Origin of the sequence: Pseudomonas syringae, from assembly GCF_000737245.1 — a bacterium.
In the GTDB taxonomy this organism is placed as follows: Bacteria; Pseudomonadota; Gammaproteobacteria; order Pseudomonadales; family Pseudomonadaceae; genus Aquipseudomonas; species Aquipseudomonas syringae_J.
Genome location: NZ_JPQU01000015.1, coordinates 33,898 through 51,092, shown reverse-complemented (window position 1 = coordinate 51,092; position 17,195 = coordinate 33,898). Strand labels below are relative to the sequence as shown.

17 protein-coding genes are annotated in these 17,195 nt (G+C 57.2%); all 17 read left to right on the top strand.

Features of this window, described 5'->3' with window-relative positions; all coding sequences use genetic code 11:
• The first annotated feature begins 4 nt into the window (after positions 1-4).
• On the top strand, positions 5-1,693 hold the full coding sequence (locus tag IV01_RS22875; protein WP_195758738.1) for a fused response regulator/phosphatase: 1,689 nt from the start codon (positions 5-7) through the stop codon (positions 1,691-1,693).
• A 78-nt stretch (positions 1,694-1,771) separates the two neighbouring features.
• Entirely contained in the window at positions 1,772-2,086 is a 315-nt protein-coding gene (locus IV01_RS22880) for an Hpt domain-containing protein (RefSeq protein ID WP_050507266.1), read from the top strand.
• A gap of 98 nt (positions 2,087-2,184) precedes the next feature.
• Positions 2,185-3,591 carry a flagellar hook-length control protein FliK gene (locus IV01_RS22885; protein ID WP_032625396.1) on the top strand — a complete coding sequence of 469 codons (1,407 nt, stop codon included), beginning with the start codon at positions 2,185-2,187 and terminating at the stop codon, positions 3,589-3,591.
• Between the two features lie 252 nt (positions 3,592-3,843).
• Positions 3,844-4,347 (top strand): flagellar basal body-associated protein FliL, encoded by a 504-nt coding sequence (fliL, locus tag IV01_RS22890; protein WP_032625394.1) that lies wholly within the window; start codon positions 3,844-3,846, stop codon positions 4,345-4,347.
• Positions 4,348-4,356: 9 nt separating this feature from the next.
• Entirely contained in the window at positions 4,357-5,325 is a 969-nt protein-coding gene (gene fliM / locus IV01_RS22895; RefSeq protein ID WP_032625393.1) for a flagellar motor switch protein FliM, read from the top strand.
• Between the two features lie 61 nt (positions 5,326-5,386).
• Entirely contained in the window at positions 5,387-5,854 is a 468-nt protein-coding gene (fliN, locus tag IV01_RS22900; RefSeq protein ID WP_032625391.1) for a flagellar motor switch protein FliN, read from the top strand.
• 5 nt (positions 5,855-5,859) lie between these two features.
• Positions 5,860-6,306: a flagellar biosynthetic protein FliO gene (gene fliO, locus IV01_RS22905; RefSeq protein ID WP_032625557.1), complete on the top strand. Its 447-nt coding sequence runs from the start codon at positions 5,860-5,862 to the stop codon at positions 6,304-6,306.
• Entirely contained in the window at positions 6,306-7,052 is a 747-nt protein-coding gene (gene fliP, locus IV01_RS22910) for a flagellar type III secretion system pore protein FliP (RefSeq protein WP_032625388.1), read from the top strand. Before fliO ends, fliP begins: the two co-directional genes overlap by 1 nt.
• A 25-nt stretch (positions 7,053-7,077) precedes the next feature.
• Positions 7,078-7,347 carry a flagellar biosynthesis protein FliQ gene (gene fliQ, locus IV01_RS22915; RefSeq protein ID WP_032625387.1) on the top strand — a complete coding sequence of 90 codons (270 nt, stop codon included), beginning with the start codon at positions 7,078-7,080 and terminating at the stop codon, positions 7,345-7,347.
• A 4-nt stretch (positions 7,348-7,351) separates the two neighbouring features.
• Positions 7,352-8,137, top strand: a complete 786-nt coding sequence (gene fliR / locus IV01_RS22920) for a flagellar biosynthetic protein FliR (RefSeq protein WP_032625385.1) — start codon at positions 7,352-7,354, stop codon at positions 8,135-8,137.
• Position 8,138: 1 nt separating this feature from the next.
• Positions 8,139-9,275, top strand: a complete 1,137-nt coding sequence (gene flhB, locus IV01_RS22925; protein WP_032625383.1) for a flagellar biosynthesis protein FlhB — start codon at positions 8,139-8,141, stop codon at positions 9,273-9,275.
• 1,269 nt (positions 9,276-10,544) lie between these two features.
• Positions 10,545-12,674: a flagellar biosynthesis protein FlhA gene (flhA, locus tag IV01_RS22930; protein ID WP_032625382.1), complete on the top strand. Its 2,130-nt coding sequence runs from the start codon at positions 10,545-10,547 to the stop codon at positions 12,672-12,674.
• An 11-nt stretch (positions 12,675-12,685) separates the two neighbouring features.
• Positions 12,686-14,014, top strand: coding sequence for a flagellar biosynthesis protein FlhF (flhF, locus tag IV01_RS22935; RefSeq protein ID WP_032625380.1), 1,329 nt, complete (start codon positions 12,686-12,688; stop codon positions 14,012-14,014).
• Positions 14,015-14,129: 115 nt separating this feature from the next.
• Positions 14,130-14,963 (top strand): flagellar synthesis regulator FleN, encoded by an 834-nt coding sequence (gene fleN, locus IV01_RS22940; protein WP_032625378.1) that lies wholly within the window; start codon positions 14,130-14,132, stop codon positions 14,961-14,963.
• Positions 14,960-15,700 (top strand): RNA polymerase sigma factor FliA, encoded by a 741-nt coding sequence (fliA, locus tag IV01_RS22945; protein ID WP_032625376.1) that lies wholly within the window; start codon positions 14,960-14,962, stop codon positions 15,698-15,700. The genes fleN and fliA overlap by 4 nt, the downstream gene beginning before the upstream one ends.
• A 294-nt stretch (positions 15,701-15,994) precedes the next feature.
• The gene (locus tag IV01_RS22950; RefSeq protein WP_195758736.1) at positions 15,995-16,369 is read left to right on the top strand and encodes a chemotaxis response regulator CheY; all 375 of its coding nucleotides are present in this window, start codon (positions 15,995-15,997) and stop codon (positions 16,367-16,369) included.
• 19 nt (positions 16,370-16,388) lie between these two features.
• Entirely contained in the window at positions 16,389-17,177 is a 789-nt protein-coding gene (locus tag IV01_RS22955; protein WP_032625372.1) for a protein phosphatase CheZ, read from the top strand.
• The last annotated feature ends 18 nt before the right edge of the window (positions 17,178-17,195 follow it).

The following is a 17,195-nucleotide window of genomic DNA, read 5'->3' as shown; positions in this document are numbered from 1 at the left end:
GCCAATGAGCGAGCGCCTGTGCATTCTGATCGCCGACGACAACGCCAGTGATCGATACCTGTTGTCGACTATCGTCGGTCGCCAGGGGCACAAGGTACTCTGCGCGGCGAACGGTGCAGAAGCCGTGGCACTGTTCGAGACCGCCCGACCTCAGTTGATCCTCATGGACGCGATGATGCCGGTGATGGATGGTTTCGAGGCCGCGCGGCGCATCAAGCAGATGGCTGGCGAGGCGCTGGTGCCGATCATATTCCTGACTTCCCTGACCGAAGGCGCGGCCTTGGCTCGTTGCCTCGATGCAGGCGGCGATGACTTCATTGCCAAACCCTACAATGAGGTGGTGCTGACTGCCAAGATCAAGGCCATGAATCGCCTGCGGCTGTTGCAGGAAACCGTGCTGCAGCAGCGTGACTTGATTTCCCGACATCACGAATACCTGCTCAACGAGCAGCGCGTGGCCAAGGAGGTCTTTGATCAGGTAGCCCATTCCGGTTGCCTGAATGCCTCAAATATCCGCTATCTGCAATCCCCCTACGCGCTGTTCAATGGTGATCTGTTGCTGGCCAGCTACACCCCGGCCGGGCACATGCATATGCTGCTTGGGGATTTCACCGGGCATGGTTTGCCTGCCGCCGTTGGCGCCATGCCTCTGGCCGAAGTGTTTTACGGTATGACTGCCAAGGGCTTCGGCCTTGCCGAAACCTTGCGCGAGATGAATGCCAAGCTCAAGCGCATCCTGCCGGTGGATATGTTCTGTTGTGCCACCCTGCTGTGCGTCAACTTCAAGCAACGTCTGGTCGAAGTCTGGAATGGCGGGCTGCCCGAAGGTTATCTATTGAGTGCCGAAACCGGCGAGCGGACCGCCCTGGTGTCACGGCATCTGCCATTGGGCGTGCTGGACTCCTCGCGTTTCGACGACAAGACTGAGGTTTATCCGTTTGTCTGCAATGACCGGATTTTCCTGCTCTCCGACGGCGTGATCGACACCAGTAACCGCCACGACCAGTTGTTTGGTGTGCAGCGCCTGCATGAGGTATTTGCCGCCAATCGCCAGCCAGAATTGTTGATCGGGGAAATACAGCAGGCCTTGACCGAGTTTGGCGGGCAGGCCCGTGATGATGTCAGCATGGTCGAGATTCTGGCGGTGGAGTCCGCTGACCCGCAAACCCAGCCAGTGATCTATTCGGACAGCGGCACCTCGACGCCGCTGGATTGGTCGGCCATTTACGAGTTTCGCGGTTCGACACTCAGACGCTTCAATCCGCTGCCTTATCTGCTCCAGTTACTGTTGGAGGTGCACGGCCTGCGCAATCAGAGCGGCGCGCTCTACAGTGTGCTGACCGAGTTGTACAGCAATGCCCTGGAGCATGGCGTGCTGGGGCTGGACTCAAGCCTGAAGAACGATGCGGCGGGGTTCGCTCGCTACTATCAACAGCGCGGTGAACGTCTGGCGAGTCTGGAAACCGGCTTTATTCGCGTGCATGTGCGGGTCACGCCCGAGGGGCAGGGTGGTCGGCTGACGTTACAGGTCGAGGACAGCGGACTCGGTTTCAAAGTTGATACAATTCTTGCATTGCCGAAGGTGGTGAATGAGCTGTACGGTCGCGGTCTTGCGCTGGTGCGTGAGTTGAGTGAGCGGGCGACGTGGTCAGCGGATGGGCGCACCGCCTGCGTGGAGTTCAGTTGGGGATGACAGCCCCTTGGGTCAAGGAGTGGACACGTGTCGATCATTCATCTGGATTACAGCGTATTGAGTGCATTGCAGGAGGTGATGGAGGATGAATATCCCTCCCTGCTCGACGTGTTCCTCAACGACTCTGAGTTGCGCGTTGCCCGTATGCGTCAATTCATGTGTGGCCCGGCCTTTGATCTGCAAGAGCTCTCCATGATGGCTCACAGCTTCAAAGGCAGTAGTAGCAACATGGGCGCTCTGCAGCTCGCAGCCCTTTGTCACCAGCTCGAAGAGCGCAGTCGTCGGGGAGAGGTGGTGGGGATCGAGGACTTGCTGATCAGTATCGATATGGAATATTCCACGGTGCGCCGGTTATTCGACGCTGAGCGCCAGCTCTTCATCGCGCAACCCTGATGCATAAGCGCTCCGGCAATTGACCCTGTTCGACGCTGAGCGATGTGGCCCGTATCTTGCTACCTTCTGCGTATTCAGCTGTTTACGCGGAGAGCGCCATGCCCCTTGCCCCTAATGCACTTCTTCAAACCAATGCCACGGCTGCGACGAAGACCACTTCCGTCAGTAACCAGACCAAGGCGGCGGATAACCGTGGGGACGACCGTTCCAGCTTCTCTGACGTATACGCCAAGCAGGCTGAAGCCAAATCAGCCGCTCGCGATGATGCGCCGGTAAAGTCGCGATCCGCTGTCGATAAAGACAAGCAAGTAGCTGACAAGGGCACGAAATCCGCTGACGACACGACCGGCACTGATCAGACGAGCGTTGCCGATAGCGGCAATTCTTTGCCCGTAGACCCGGCAGCGGCGGCTGTCAGCGACGACGCTGACAAGGCAAGCGATGAGGCAACAGATGCTTCAATGCTGCAAGCGGCGACGCCTGAGTTGCCGGTTGATCCGGCGCTGGACCCGACCTTGCAGGCCTTGGCGAGCCAGGTCACTGCCGCTCCCGTGCTAGAAAAGCCGGTTGTAGACGCAGCCCCTGCAGACGCCAAGACCCTGGCCGCGATCGCACCAGCGACTACGCCGAGCGCACCGGTTGCCGTCGAAGAACCCTTCGACCCCAATGCCGACCCGCTGGAAGGTCTGCCCGCTCTGCAGTTCGCGCTGGAAAGCCAGGCCGCCAAGGCGCAGAACGCCCATGCAGCGAGTAATTCAGGCAAATCTGCCAAAGCGGGTGAGCTGACTACCGACCAGACGCAGAACCTCGCCAATAACCTGGCGGCTCTCGATGATCAGGCTCCGGTTGTAGATCCGGCCAGTACCGAGAGCAGCGACAAGTCGTTCGATGGCCTGCTCGATGGTGGGCTCAAGGATAATAAAGCCGCAGCAGGCGAGACCCGGGTCGATAACTTCGCCGATCGCCTGGCCGCCATGAGTCAGGCCGCGCAACAGGCTCGTAACACCGTCGCTCCGACCAGTGTGCCGTTGATCAATCAACCACTGGCGATGCATCAGAGTGGCTGGAGTGAGGGCGTGGTGGACCGCGTGATGTACCTGTCCAGCCAGAATTTGAAGTCCGCTGATATTCAACTCGAGCCTGCCGAGCTGGGCCGACTTGATATCCGCATCAACATGGCACCCGACCAGCAGACTCAAGTGACCTTCATGAGTGCGCATATCGGCGTGCGTGAAGCGTTGGAAAGTCAGATGTCTCGGCTGCGTGATTCCTTCACACAGCAGGGTCTGGGTCAGGTTGACGTGAACGTTTCCGATCAGTCCCGCAATCAGCAGGGTCAAGCTGAACAGCAGGCGAGCAATACTCGTGGTACTGGCAACAATGGTTCTGGCAGCAACGGCGGCGTCGACGGCGCAACTGACGGCAGCAGCAGCGATCCTGCAATCGCAGTCAGCCAGCCGGCAGCACGAGTGATCGGCACCAGCGAGATTGACTACTACGCTTGATGAGCTGCTGGGTTCTCTGTGCGCGGCAACATGTGGGAGCGAATTCATTCGCGAAGGGGTCTGTAAGGCTGCAAATTATCCTGCGCCTGAGCTGCCGTCTTCGCGGATGAATCCGCTCCCACAGTCAAACCCGCGCCGAGCTTTGATCCCGCAAAACCCGCCCCACGCAAAATCCCCCGCAACTCTGGCATAACACTTGCTCTCCCTCTGTCACGCATCAGCGAACCCCCCGAATAGTGACGGATTATTGGCATGGCGAAGAGCGACGAAGTTAAAGACCCCGCCTCGAAAGGCAAACTCAAGCTCATCATCGTTGCGGTTGTGGCGTTATTGCTCGCCGTAGGGCTGTCGGTCGGTGCGACATGGTTCTTCATGCACAACGCGACGCCCAAAGTCGACCCGGCTGCGGCAGCCGTCGCTGATCCCAACGTCAAACATCCGGCCATTTTCGAGCCGCTGACGCCGGCGTTCGTGGTCAATTTCAATTCCAACGGTCGCCAGCGCTATATGCAGGTCAGCATCACCATGCTGGCGCGCAATCAGCCTGATCTTGAAGCGCTGAAAGTGCACATGCCGGTGATTCGCAACAATCTGGTCATGCTGTTCGCCGGTATTCCTTTCGAATCGCTGGCCACGCCTATCGGTCAGGAAATGCTGCGCCAGAAGGCGACCGCCAGCGTTCAGGAAGTGGCTCAGAAAGAACTCGGCAAGACTGTGATCGAGCAGCTGCTTTTTACTAACTTCGTACTGCAGTAGGACCACGACATGGCCGTGCAAGACCTGCTGTCCCAGGATGAAATCGACGCGCTATTGCATGGCGTGGACGACGGGTTGGTGCAGACCGATGGGCCGGCCGAGCCGGGCACCATCAAGAGTTACGACCTGACGAGTCAGGACCGGATCGTCCGCGGGCGCATGCCGACCCTGGAAATGATCAACGAGCGATTTGCCCGTTACACCCGTATCAGCATGTTCAACCTGCTGCGCCGTTCGGCGGATGTGGCGGTAGGTGGCGTGCAGGTCATGAAATTTGGCGAGTACGTGCATTCGCTGTATGTGCCGACCAGCCTCAATCTGGTCAAGCTCAAGCCTTTGCGCGGCACCGCGTTGTTCATTCTCGACGCCAAGCTGGTGTTCAAACTGGTGGATAACTTTTTTGGCGGCGACGGGCGTCACGCCAAGATCGAAGGCCGTGAGTTCACCCCCACTGAGCTTCGGGTGGTGCGTATCGTGCTGGATCAGGCCTTCATCGACCTGAAGGAAGCCTGGCAGGCGATCATGGAAGTGAACTTCGAGTACATCAACTCGGAAGTGAACCCTGCGATGGCCAACATCGTCGGGCCAAGCGAGGCCGTGGTGGTCTCGACATTCCACATCGAGCTGGATGGCGGGGGCGGCGATCTGCACGTGACCATGCCTTATTCGATGATCGAGCCGATCCGGGAAATGCTGGATGCGGGCTTCCAGTCCGATCTGGACGACCAGGACGAACGCTGGGTCAACGCCCTCAAGCAGGACGTGCTGGATGTGTCGGTGCCGATCAGTACCGTCGTCGCTCGACGAGAATTGCCACTGCGAGACATTTTGCACATGCAGCCGGGGGACATTATTCCCGTGGAGCTGGATGACACACTGGTGATGCGCGCCAATGGCGTACCGTCATTCAAGGTCAAGCTGGGCTCGCACCAGGGCCACCTGGCCTTGCAAGTGATCGAACCGATCGAGCGGCGTTGAGTTTTTTGTCGACGCCGACATTTTGTTGTGTAACTGAATCAATGTGCACCGAGGACAACCGATGGCTGATGAAAACGATATGACGTCTGCTGATGATCAGGCGCTGGCCGATGAGTGGGCTGCGGCACTGGGCGAATCCGGTGACGGTAATCAGGACGACATTGACGCGCTGCTCGCAGCGGACGCCGGCAACTCGGCTGCTTCCAGTCGCATGGCGATGGAAGAGTTTGGCAGCATGCCAAAAAACAACAATCCGGTCAGTCTTGAAGGCCCGAACCTTGACGTGATCCTGGATATTCCAGTGTCCATCTCTATGGAAGTGGGCAGCACGGATATCAACATTCGCAACCTGCTGCAGCTCAACCAGGGGTCGGTGATCGAACTCGATCGTCTGGCCGGCGAGCCATTGGATGTACTGGTCAACGGTACGCTGATTGCTCACGGTGAAGTGGTCGTGGTCAACGAGAAGTTCGGCATTCGCCTGACGGACGTGATCAGCCCGAGCGAACGTATCAAGAAGCTGCGCTAGTGAACATGTTCAAATCCCTTGTCGTTCTGCTAGCCATGCCGTTATACGCGCTGGCCGCCGAACCCGCCGCACAGGCTGTGGCACCTGCGGCGAATGTGTCGTTGTCCAGCGGGATGGGCGGGCAGTTGATGCAGTTGCTGTTCGGTCTGCTGCTGGTGGTGGGGCTGATCTTCGCCTTGGCCTGGCTGATGCGTCGGGTTCAGCGTGGTGTGCCGGGCAACGGCCAAGTGATCGAACTGGTCGGTTCGCGGGCCATTGGGCCACGTGACCGGCTGGTGCTGGTCCAAGTGGGCGATGAGCAGATTCTGCTCGGCGTCACACCAGGCCGGATCACCCCCTTGCATGTGCTCAAAGAGCCCGTGCAAGTGCCGGAGCGGCAACCGGTCAACTCTGAATTTGCACAGCGTTTGATGGACTTGATGGGTAATAAGGTTCAGAAGGATAAGAAGTAATGCTGCGCATTCTGTTGACGCTTTTGTTGGTGCTGGCGGCGCCTGTTGCGTTTGCTGCCGACCCGTTGTCCATTCCGGCGATCACCTTGTCCAACGGTGCCAACGGTCAGCAGGAATATTCGGTCAGCCTGCAAATCCTGCTGATCATGACGGCGCTGAGCTTCATTCCAGCGTTTGTCATGCTGATGACCAGTTTCACCCGGATCATCATCGTCTTCTCGATCTTGCGCCAGGCCCTTGGCTTGCAACAGACCCCGTCGAACCAGATTCTTACCGGCATGGCGCTGTTTTTGACCATGTTCATCATGGCGCCGGTCTTTGATCGAGTGAACCAGGATGCATTGCAGCCGTATCTGGCGGAGACACTTACTGCTCAGGATGCGGTCGCCAAGGCTCAAGTGCCGATCAAGGATTTCATGCTGGCGCAGACACGTACCAGCGACCTTGAGCTGTTCATGCGGCTCTCCAAGCGCACCGACATTGCTTCGCCGGATCAGGCGCCTTTGAACATTCTGGTCCCGGCGTTTGTGATTTCCGAGCTTAAAACCGCTTTCCAGATTGGCTTCATGATCTTCATCCCGTTTCTGATCATCGACCTGGTGGTCGCCAGCGTGCTGATGGCCATGGGTATGATGATGCTGTCGCCTCTGATTATTTCCCTGCCGTTCAAAATCATGTTGTTCGTGCTGGTGGATGGCTGGGCGTTGATCGTCGGTACCTTGGCCAGCAGTTTCGGTGGCGTATGACGCATTTTGATCGGGAGTCCGTGCGATGACACCAGAAGTAGCGGTCGATCTGTTTCGTGAAGCGTTGTGGCTAACCACTGTGCTGGTTGCGATCCTGGTGGTGCCCAGCCTGCTCTGTGGTTTGCTGGTCGCGATGTTCCAGGCCGCGACGCAGATCAACGAACAGACCCTGAGCTTTCTGCCGCGTCTGATCGTGATGCTCATTACCCTCATTGCTGCCGGTCCGTGGCTGCTCAAAGTGTTCATGGAATACATCCTGAACTTGTACAGCAGCATTCCGACAGTGATCGGCTGACCCCATGGAACCGGTTCTGGCCCTGACCGATGGGCAGATCGGCACTTGGGTTGCCAGCTTCATGCTGCCCATGTTTCGCATCACCTCGATGCTGATGACCATGCCGGTGTTTGGGACCACGCTGGTGCCGAGTCGTGTCCGGCTATATTTCGCGTTGGCCATAACGGTCGTCGTCGCCCCGGTTCTCCCTCCCATGCCGCAAGTCAATGCGTTAGACCTTTCAGCCCTGCTGCTGATTGGCGAGCAAATCATTATTGGTGCCAGCCTGGGGTTGTTCCTTCAGTTGTTCTTCCAGATATTTGTGATTGCCGGGCAGATTTTGTCGATCCAGATGGGGATGGGCTTCGCCTCGATGGTTGACCCCACCAACGGCGTATCCTCAGCGGTAATCGGCCAGTTCTTCACTATGCTGGTCACTCTGGTATTTCTGGGGATGAATGGTCATCTGGTGGTTATTGAAACCCTAGTGGAGAGTTTCACCACTATGCCGGTCGGCAGTGGTTTGCTGGTTTCCAATTTCTGGGAGTTGGCCAACAGCTTGGGGTGGGTGCTGAGTGCAGGGCTCAGGATTGTATTGCCGGCGATCACCGCCTTGCTGGTCATCAACATTGCGTTTGGCATCATGACCCGGGCCGCTCCACAGCTGAATATCTTTTCCATTGGCTTTCCGTTGACGCTGGTAATGGGGATGGGGATTCTCTGGATCACCCTGTCCGACATCCTGAATCAATATCAGCCATTGGCTGTCAATGCTTTCCAAAGCTTGCGCGATATGGTCAGGGCCCGCTGAGATGGCTGAAGACGAGAATGGCACGGAAAAAAGCGAAGAGCCCACGGCTAAAAAGCGCAGTAGTGCGCGGGAAGAGGGGCAGATTGCCCGATCCAAGGAGCTCAACACTTTGGTGGTCACCATGGCTGGCGCTATCGGCCTGATCATTGAAGGGCCAGCCATTGCCCAGATGATGTCTTATCTGATGACTTCAAATTTTACGATTAGCCGTGAAGTCTTGATGGATCAGACCTACATGGCGCGGATGCTGCTATCGAGTGGTAAATACGCGCTTGTGGTAATGCTGCCCTTTTTAATTGTGATGCTGGCGGCTGCCATAATAGGTCCGATTTCCCTTGGTGGCTGGCTGTTTGCGGCAAAGTCGCTGGTACCGAAGTTCAGTCGCATGAACCCGGCTAGCGGCTTAAAGCGCATGTTCTCGCCTACCGCGCTGGTTGAGTTGCTCAAGTCCTTTGCAAAATTTCTGATCGTATTGGTTGTCGCGATAGTCGTGCTGATTAAGGAGCGCAACGATCTTGTGTCCATCGCACATGAACCGTTGGAGCAAGCCATCATCCACTGCTTGCAGGTGGTTGGGTGGAGTACGTTGTGGATGGCTTGCGGTCTTATGATCATTGCGGCGCTTGATGTGCCCTGGCAGCTTTACGAGGCACACAAGAAACTGCTGATGACCAAGCAGGAGGTTCGTGACGAGCACAAGAACAGCGACGGCAACCCTCAGGTCAAGCAGCGTATTCGTCAGTTGCAGTTCGAGATGACTCAGCGGCGAATGATGGAGTCGGTGCCCCAGGCGGATGTCATCATCACTAACCCGACACACTTTGCAGTGGCGCTCAAATATGACCCTGAGAAGGGTGGGGCGCCGATGCTGGTGGCCAAAGGGGTGGATTTTGTTGCACTGAAGATCCGAGAGATTGGTGCTCACCACCAAATTCTGATCCTGGAATCCCCGGGGCTGGCGCGGTCGATTTATTACAGCACCGAACTTGATCAGGAAATCCCGGCGGGGTTGTACCTGGCGGTGGCTCAGGTGCTGGCTTATGTCTATCAGATTCGTCAGTACCATGCGGGTGGCGGCAAGCGGCCTGATCCGTTGGGGGATATCACTATACCGCCGGATTTGCGGAGGGATGAGTAGGGTGGGCTTTTTGTCCGTATATCCATTGCTACGGTAACGGCCACTTATGGTTCCGCTCTTACAGCGGGTCACTTTCGAAAAGCCGGAATGCCGGCCCAGACGAAAGTAACCAAAGCGCCCTTGCCCCACCACTCGGTCCCTCGCTGGTACTCGGCATGCCCGTAATCCGATATTGATTCGCAGGGCCGCCCCGCAGGGCCATCCCTGGCCCTGCGCGGCTAAACCGGCATCCATGCCCTGCTTCTCAATCAAGGGCGCCCCTGCAAATCAATATCGAATTCCGGCCAGCGTGGTTTGACGGGGCGCCCAAAATCAAAAGCGTGCGAGGCGGCCTGAGAGCCGACCTGTTTTGTGGGTATGCCACCTTCATCCGTTGGAGCGTGTGGGCGGCATTCCGACTTGCCCGCGAATCCAGGCGCCCCGTTTGGCAGGCATACCGCGCCATCGTTCATCGCGAGCAAGCGCGCTCCTGCCGGCGATCACCAAACCCGTGAGAGCGGTGCTTGGTCTGGGCGGCATTCCGACGATAAGGGCGCCTCGGTTCGGCGGGCATACGACGTCATCGTTCATTGCAAGCAAGCCCGGTTCCTACAGATGCTCGCCGAACCTGTGAGAGATCCTATGTTTGCTCGCAAAGGGTTGTGACGTGGGACCGGCTTTAGCCGGGAAGGCGGCATTTCAGACAATAAATATCGGATGGATGTACTGGCCTCTTCCCGGCTAAAGCCGGTCCCACGTCGTCGCGCCAATATTGGGATCACTCTTGTGAGAGCGGTGCTTGGTCTGGGCGGCATTCCGACGATAAGGGCGCCTCGGTTCGGCGGGCATACGACGTCATCGTTCATTGCAAGCAAGCCCGGTTCCTACAGATGCTCGCCGAACCTGTGAGAGAACCTATGTTTGCTCGCAAAGGGTTGTGACGTGGGACCGGCTTTAGCCGGGAAGGCGGCATTTCAGACGATAAATATCGGATGGATGTACTGGCCTCTTCCCGGCTAAAGCCGGTCCCACGTCTTCGCGCCAATATTGAGATCACTCTTGTGAGAGCGGTGCTTGGTCTGGGCGGCATTCCGACGATAAGGGCGCCTCGGTACGGCAGGCATACCGCGCCATCGTTCATCGTCCATTGCGGCCCAGACCAAGTACGTTCCTACAGAATAATCCCCACATTTTCCCCACCATTTCCACAATTGGAAAGCTTCTTGCAATAGGTCGAATCAGGTCGCCTTCGGCGTCAAAGTTTTGATTTAGCTCGCAGGTAAAAAATCGGTGGATCGCTCTCAATTAGTCACCAACGCACGCAGCGGTCTGGCAGGTCTCGGTCGAGGTCAGCTGGGCGTCCCGTTGCTGTTGCTGGTCATGATGGCAATGATGATGTTGCCCATCCCGCCGTTCCTGCTGGACGTGTTCTTCACGTTCAACATCGCCCTGTCGATTGTGGTTTTGCTGGTCTGCGTCTACGCACTGCGACCGCTGGATTTCTCGGTTTTCCCCACCATCCTGCTGGTTGCCACGTTGCTGCGTCTGGCGCTGAACGTCGCGTCTACACGGGTGGTGATGCTCCACGGTCAGGACGGTCACGCCGCTGCCGGTAAGGTGATTCAGGCATTTGGTGAGGTGGTGATCGGCGGGAACTACGTGGTCGGTATCGTGGTGTTCGCGATCCTCATGATCATCAACTTCGTGGTTATCACCAAGGGTGCCGGGCGTATCTCCGAGGTGAGCGCGCGTTTTACCCTGGACGCCATGCCAGGCAAACAGATGGCGATCGACGCCGACCTTAACGCCGGCCTCATCGATCAGCCTGAAGCCAAGCGTCGCCGCCTTGAAGTGGCTCAGGAGGCCGAGTTCTACGGCTCCATGGACGGTGCGAGCAAATTCGTCCGTGGTGACGCCATCGCGGGTCTGTTGATTCTGTTCATCAACCTCATCGGCGGCATACTGGTGGGTATGTTGCAACACAACATGGCCTTCGCTGACGCGGGCAAGATTTACACCCTGCTGACCATTGGTGACGGTTTGGTGGCGCAATTGCCATCACTGCTGTTGTCCACGGCTGCGGCGATCATGGTGACCCGTGCTTCCGGTTCGGAAGAGATGGGCAAGATGATCAATCGCCAGATGTTCACTTCCTGGAAAGCCCTCGGTGTTTCAGGTGCGATCATGATCGCCATGGGGCTGGTGCCGGGAATGCCGCACTTTTCCTTCCTCAGCCTTGGCCTCGTCGCTTGCGGTATTGCCTACTTGCTCTGGAAAAAAGAAAACCAGACCAGGATCGTGGCTCTTGAGGAGGTCAAGCGTCAGCAGGAGATGCTGCCGTCGCCAACCCGGATTCAGGACTCTAAAGAGCTGGGCTGGGACGATGTAACGCCTATCGACATGATTGGCCTGGAGGTGGGTTATAGGTTGATTCCCTTGGTGGATCGCAATCAGGGTGGCCAGTTGCTGGCGCGGATCAAGGGCGTGCGCAAGAAGCTTTCCCAGGAGTTGGGCTTCCTCATGCCGACCGTGCATATTCGTGACAACCTCGACCTGGCGCCCAGCGCCTACCGCTTGACGTTAATGGGTGTGACCCTCGCGGAAGCCGAGATCTACCCTGACCGTGAGTTGGCGATCAACCCGGGCCAAGTGTTCGGTACATTGAATGGTATTACCGCCAAGGACCCGGCGTTCGGCCTGGAAGCGGTCTGGATCGAAATCAGCCAGCGTAGCCAGGCACAGTCCTTGGGTTACACCGTGGTTGACGCCAGTACGGTGGTCGCTACGCACCTTAACCAGATTCTTTACAAGCACTCTCATGAGCTGATCGGCCATGAAGAAGTGCAGCAATTGATGCAATTGCTAGCCAAAAGCTCGCCTAAACTGGCAGAAGAGCTGGTGCCGGGCATTCTTTCTTTGTCTGCGCTGTTGAAAGTGTTGCAGGCATTACTGGCTGAACAGGTCCCGGTGCGGGATATCCGCAGCATTGCCGAGGCCATCGCGAACAACGCGATGCGGAGTCAAGATACCGCCGCTCTGGTTGCCGCAGTCCGGGTTGGTTTGAGTCGCGCAATCGTGCAAAGCATTGTAGGCATTGAGCCGGAGCTGCCAGTTATCACCCTGGAGCCAAGGTTGGAACAGATATTGCTCAATAGTCTTCAGAAGGCCGGTCAAGGTCAGGAAGAAGGCGTTCTCCTTGAACCGAGCATGGCGGAAAAACTTCAGCGTTCGCTGATCGAAGCCGCCCAGCGTCAGGAAATGCAGGGCATGCCGGTGATTCTGCTGGTGGCAGGTCCGATTCGCGCGATGCTCTCGCGCTTTGGACGCCTGGCTGTACCGAATATGCATGTTCTGGCTTATCAGGAAATTCCTGATAACAAGCAAGTAACCATCGTAGCGACTGTCGGGCCTAATGGCTGAGGTAGTGAGTCATGCAAGTTAAGCGATTTTTCGCCGCTGATATGCGTCAAGCCATGAAGCTGGTTCGCGATGAGCTGGGCGCCGAGGCGGCCATCATCGGTAACCGGCGCATTGCTGGTGGCGTTGAGCTGACTGCCGCTCTGGATTACAAGCTGTCGGCCCTGGCCCCGCGTGTCCCGAACATCGAGCTTGAAGACGAGCTGCGCAAAACCCAGTCGCGGATTGTTTCGGCTCAGGCTGAACTCGATAACCGCGGGGATAACGACGGCACTATCAATCGTCAGTTGTTTGCCGGTCTGCCGCTGGACGCGACCGATACCCACATCGAGCCAACCCTGGAAGAGCCGCCGCGTCCCCTCGCGCAGGCTTATGCCCCAGCGGCAGCGCCTGCGGGCAACCAGCGCGGCTATGACTCGATGCGTTTCGAATTGAATGGTTTGCGCGAACTGCTGGAAGTCCAGCTCGGTTCTCTGGCCTGGAGCCAGCTGCAGGGCACCCGTCCTGCGCAAGCCAACCTCTGGCGTCGCCTGCAACGTGTCGGCTTGTCCGGCCCGTTGTCCCGCGATCTGCTGGACATGATTCCTGATATTGACGAGCCTCGTCAGGCCTGGCGCATGCTGTTGGCGCATCTGGCCCGCATGATTTCCGTCCCTGAAGTCGAGCCCCTTGAAGAAGGTGGCGTGATTGCCATGGTTGGCCCGGCCGGTATGGGTAAAACCACGACTCTGGCCAAGCTGGCGGCGCGATATGTACTCAAGTACGGCGCGCAGAATATCGCGCTGGTGAGCATGGACAGCTTCCGGATTGGTGCTCAGGAACAACTCAAGACCCTGGGGCGTATTCTGAATGTCCCCGTCACTCATGTGGATCCTGGTCAGTCCCTGGCGCAAGCCCTGGAGCCACTGTTGCGCAAGCGCGTGGTGCTGATCGATACCGCCGGCCTGCAAGCCAGTGATCCAGCGTTGCGCATGCAACTGGAGAGCCTTGCAGGGCGCGGGATCAAGTCGCGCAATTACCTGGTGCTGGCGACTACCAGCCAGAAGCAGGTGTTGACTGCCGCTTATCACAGTTACAAACGCTGCGGTCTGGCCGGGTGCATCCTGACCAAACTGGACGAAACCGCCAGCCTGGGTGAAGTGCTCAGCCTTGCGATCAGCCATGAGCTTCCGGTGGCCTATCTTACTGATGGTCCACGTATTCCTGACGATCTTCATTTGCCACGCAGGCACCAATTGGTCACCCGCGCTGTCAATGTCCAGATGCAAGAAGAGCCCAGTGAGGAAGCGATGGCGGATATGTTCGCCGACCTTTATCACAACCCCAGCAAGCGGGTGGGCTGAATGAAGCTAACTACTGGAATTTACCTGCATCGACGGTCTGCCTGGCATTGTTCCCCAGTGAACGTGCAGCCCCCAATGTGGCTTCGGTCTACGCAAGACAAGGTAATGAAATAACATGGGCAGCATGCATCCCGTACAGGTGATCGCGGTGACCGGCGGCAAGGGTGGCGTCGGTAAGACTAACGTGTCAGTGAATCTATCGCTGGCCCTGGCCGAGCTTGGCCGTCGGGTTTTGCTGCTGGATGCTGACCTGGGTCTGGCTAACGTAGACGTCTTACTGGGGTTGACGCCCAAACGCACCCTTGCCGATGTCATCGAGGGACGTTGCGAATTGCGTGACGTCCTGCTGCAAGGCCCCGGCGGCATTCGCATCGTGCCAGCGGCTTCCGGCACCCAGAGCATGGTCCATTTGAGTCCTGCGCAGCATGCCGGTCTGATTCAGGCATTCAGCGACATTGGCGACAACCTCGACGTTCTGGTTATCGACACCGCTGCCGGTATTGGCGAGTCGGTGGTCAGCTTCGTGCGCGCCGCTCATGAAGTGTTGCTGGTGGTCTGCGATGAGCCGACCTCGATCACTGACGCCTACGCCTTGATCAAACTGCTGAATCGCGACTACGGCATGAATCGCTTCCGCGTGCTGGCCAACATGGCCCAGAGCCCGCAGGAAGGCCGCAATCTGTTCGCCAAGCTGACCAAGGTGACTGACCGTTTCCTTGATGTGGCTCTGCAGTACGTTGGCGCTGTGCCTTACGACGAAAGCGTACGTAAGGCCGTTCAGAAACAGCGTGCCGTCTACGAAGCCTTCCCTCGCTCCAAATGCTCCCTGGCATTCAAAGCCATTGCGCAAAAGGTCGACACCTGGCCATTGCCTGCTAATCCCCGTGGCCATCTGGAGTTCTTTGTCGAGCGACTCGTTTATCAGACCAGCGCGGGGCCTGTCCAATGACGGCGAGCGGCTATCAGATGTACAGCAAGGCCTCCCGAAACTCGCAGTATGAGTTGATCGAGCGCTACGCGCCGTTGGTCAAGCGCATTGCCTACCACCTCCTGGCGCGTCTGCCGGCCAGTGTTCAGGTGGAAGACCTGATCCAGGCGGGCATGATCGGCTTGCTCGAAGTCTCTACCAAGTACGATTGCACCAAGGGCGCGAGTTTCGAAACTTACGCTGGCATTCGTATCCGAGGCGCGATGCTCGACGAAGTGCGCAAGGGCGACTGGGCACCCCGTTCGGTACACCGCAATACGCGCATGGTCAGTGACGCAATTCGAACAATTGAAGCTAAAACAGGCCGTGACGCTAAAGATCACGAGGTTGCGGCCGAACTCCAATTGAGTCTCGATGATTATTACGGGATTTTGAACGATACCTTGGGTAGCCGGTTGTTCAGTTTTGACGACCTTTTACAGGACGGCGAACATGAAGGGCTGCATGAGGATGGCGCAAGCGGTTCGCTTGAGCCGTCGCGTGATCTGGAAGATGAGCGTTTCCAGGCTGCGTTGGCAGATGCCATTGCCAATTTGCCGGAGCGCGAGCGTCTGGTATTGGCGCTGTACTATGACGAGGAGCTGAACCTCAAGGAAATCGGTGAGGTCCTGGGGGTCAGCGAGTCGCGAGTCAGCCAGTTACACAGCCAGTGCGCAGCTCGTTTGCGAGGGCGTTTGGGAGAGTGGCGAGCGCGTTGATATGCGAAGCGCAACCGTTGCTGGTTGGGATCGTGTATAAGCCGGCTGTGCAAAGCGTTACGTGGGACAGTGGACAAGGCTGGAGCCGTACGGGCATTTATTCCACGGACTGTTGAAAGGGCAAATGACTTTCATTCGGTCTGTGGATTTACTGTGTGGTTTCAATATCTGTTGATTACCAAGCCCGTCGTCGTTTTTCGTGCAGCCGATGTGAGCTGTGCCGGTATTGATTGAACAGCGCGTTCAGGTGCTGAACGCGTCAAAGACTGCTTGGAGGTCGAATTGGACAAGAACATGAAAATCCTCATCGTTGATGACTTCTCAACGATGCGGCGGATCATTAAAAACCTGCTGCGTGATCTGGGTTTCACCAACACGTCCGAAGCCGATGACGGACTTACCGCGTTGCCGATGCTGGAAAGTGGCTCCTTTGACTTTTTGGTGACGGACTGGAACATGCCCGGGATGACCGGTATCGACCTGCTTCGCAAAGTGCGCGCCGATGAGCGCCTTAAGCACCTGCCGGTGCTGATGGTGACCGCTGAAGCCAAACGTGACCAGATCATCGAGGCTGCACAAGCTGGGGTTAACGGTTATGTGGTCAAGCCATTCACGGCTCAGGCGCTGAAAGAAAAGATCGAAAAGATCTTTGAACGCGTCAATAGCTGATGTATGCCGTGAGGGCGCTATGGAGAACGACGATACGTCAATGGGCGAGTTTGAATCGACCCTGAAAAAACATGCCAATGAGCTGGTAGCGAGCCTTGAAAAAGGTCGTTTCGGCGATGCGGTGCAATTGATTCATGAGCTCAACCAGGCGCGGGATCGCGGCCTGTATCAGGAAATCGGCAAGCTGACCCGCGAGTTACACAGCGCGATCGTCAACTTCCAGATTGACCCGAACATGCCACAAGCTGAAGAAGTGTCCCAGATCACCGATGCCACCGAACGCCTGTCGTATGTTGTCAGGCTCACGGAAGGTGCGGCGAACCGCACCATGGACCTGGTTGAAGAAAGCACTCCTTTGATGAATGGTTTGAGCAACGATGCCAAAGCATTGAGCGCCGACTGGGGACGCTTCATGCGTCGCGAAGTGGGCGCTGATGAGTTTCGTGAGCTGGCCCGCAACGTCGAAGGTTTTCTGAGTCGTACCGAGAAAGACAGTCATCAGGTTGCTACCCATCTGAACGACATTCTTTTGGCGCAGGACTTCCAGGATCTGACCGGCCAGGTGATCAAACGTGTCACGCAGTTGGTCACGGAAGTTGAGAGCAATTTGCTCAAACTGGTGCTCATGGCCAGTCATGTAGACCGCTTTGCAGGCATCCAGCATGACGAAGAATCCATCCGCGCAGAAAAAGATCCAGAAAAACATGTCAAGCAGGGTGAAGGTCCGCAGATTCATGCCGATAAACGTGAAGACGTTGTGTCCGGACAGGACGATGTAGACGATCTGCTATCGAGCCTGGGCTTCTAGGTCTGTTGACGTTTAATT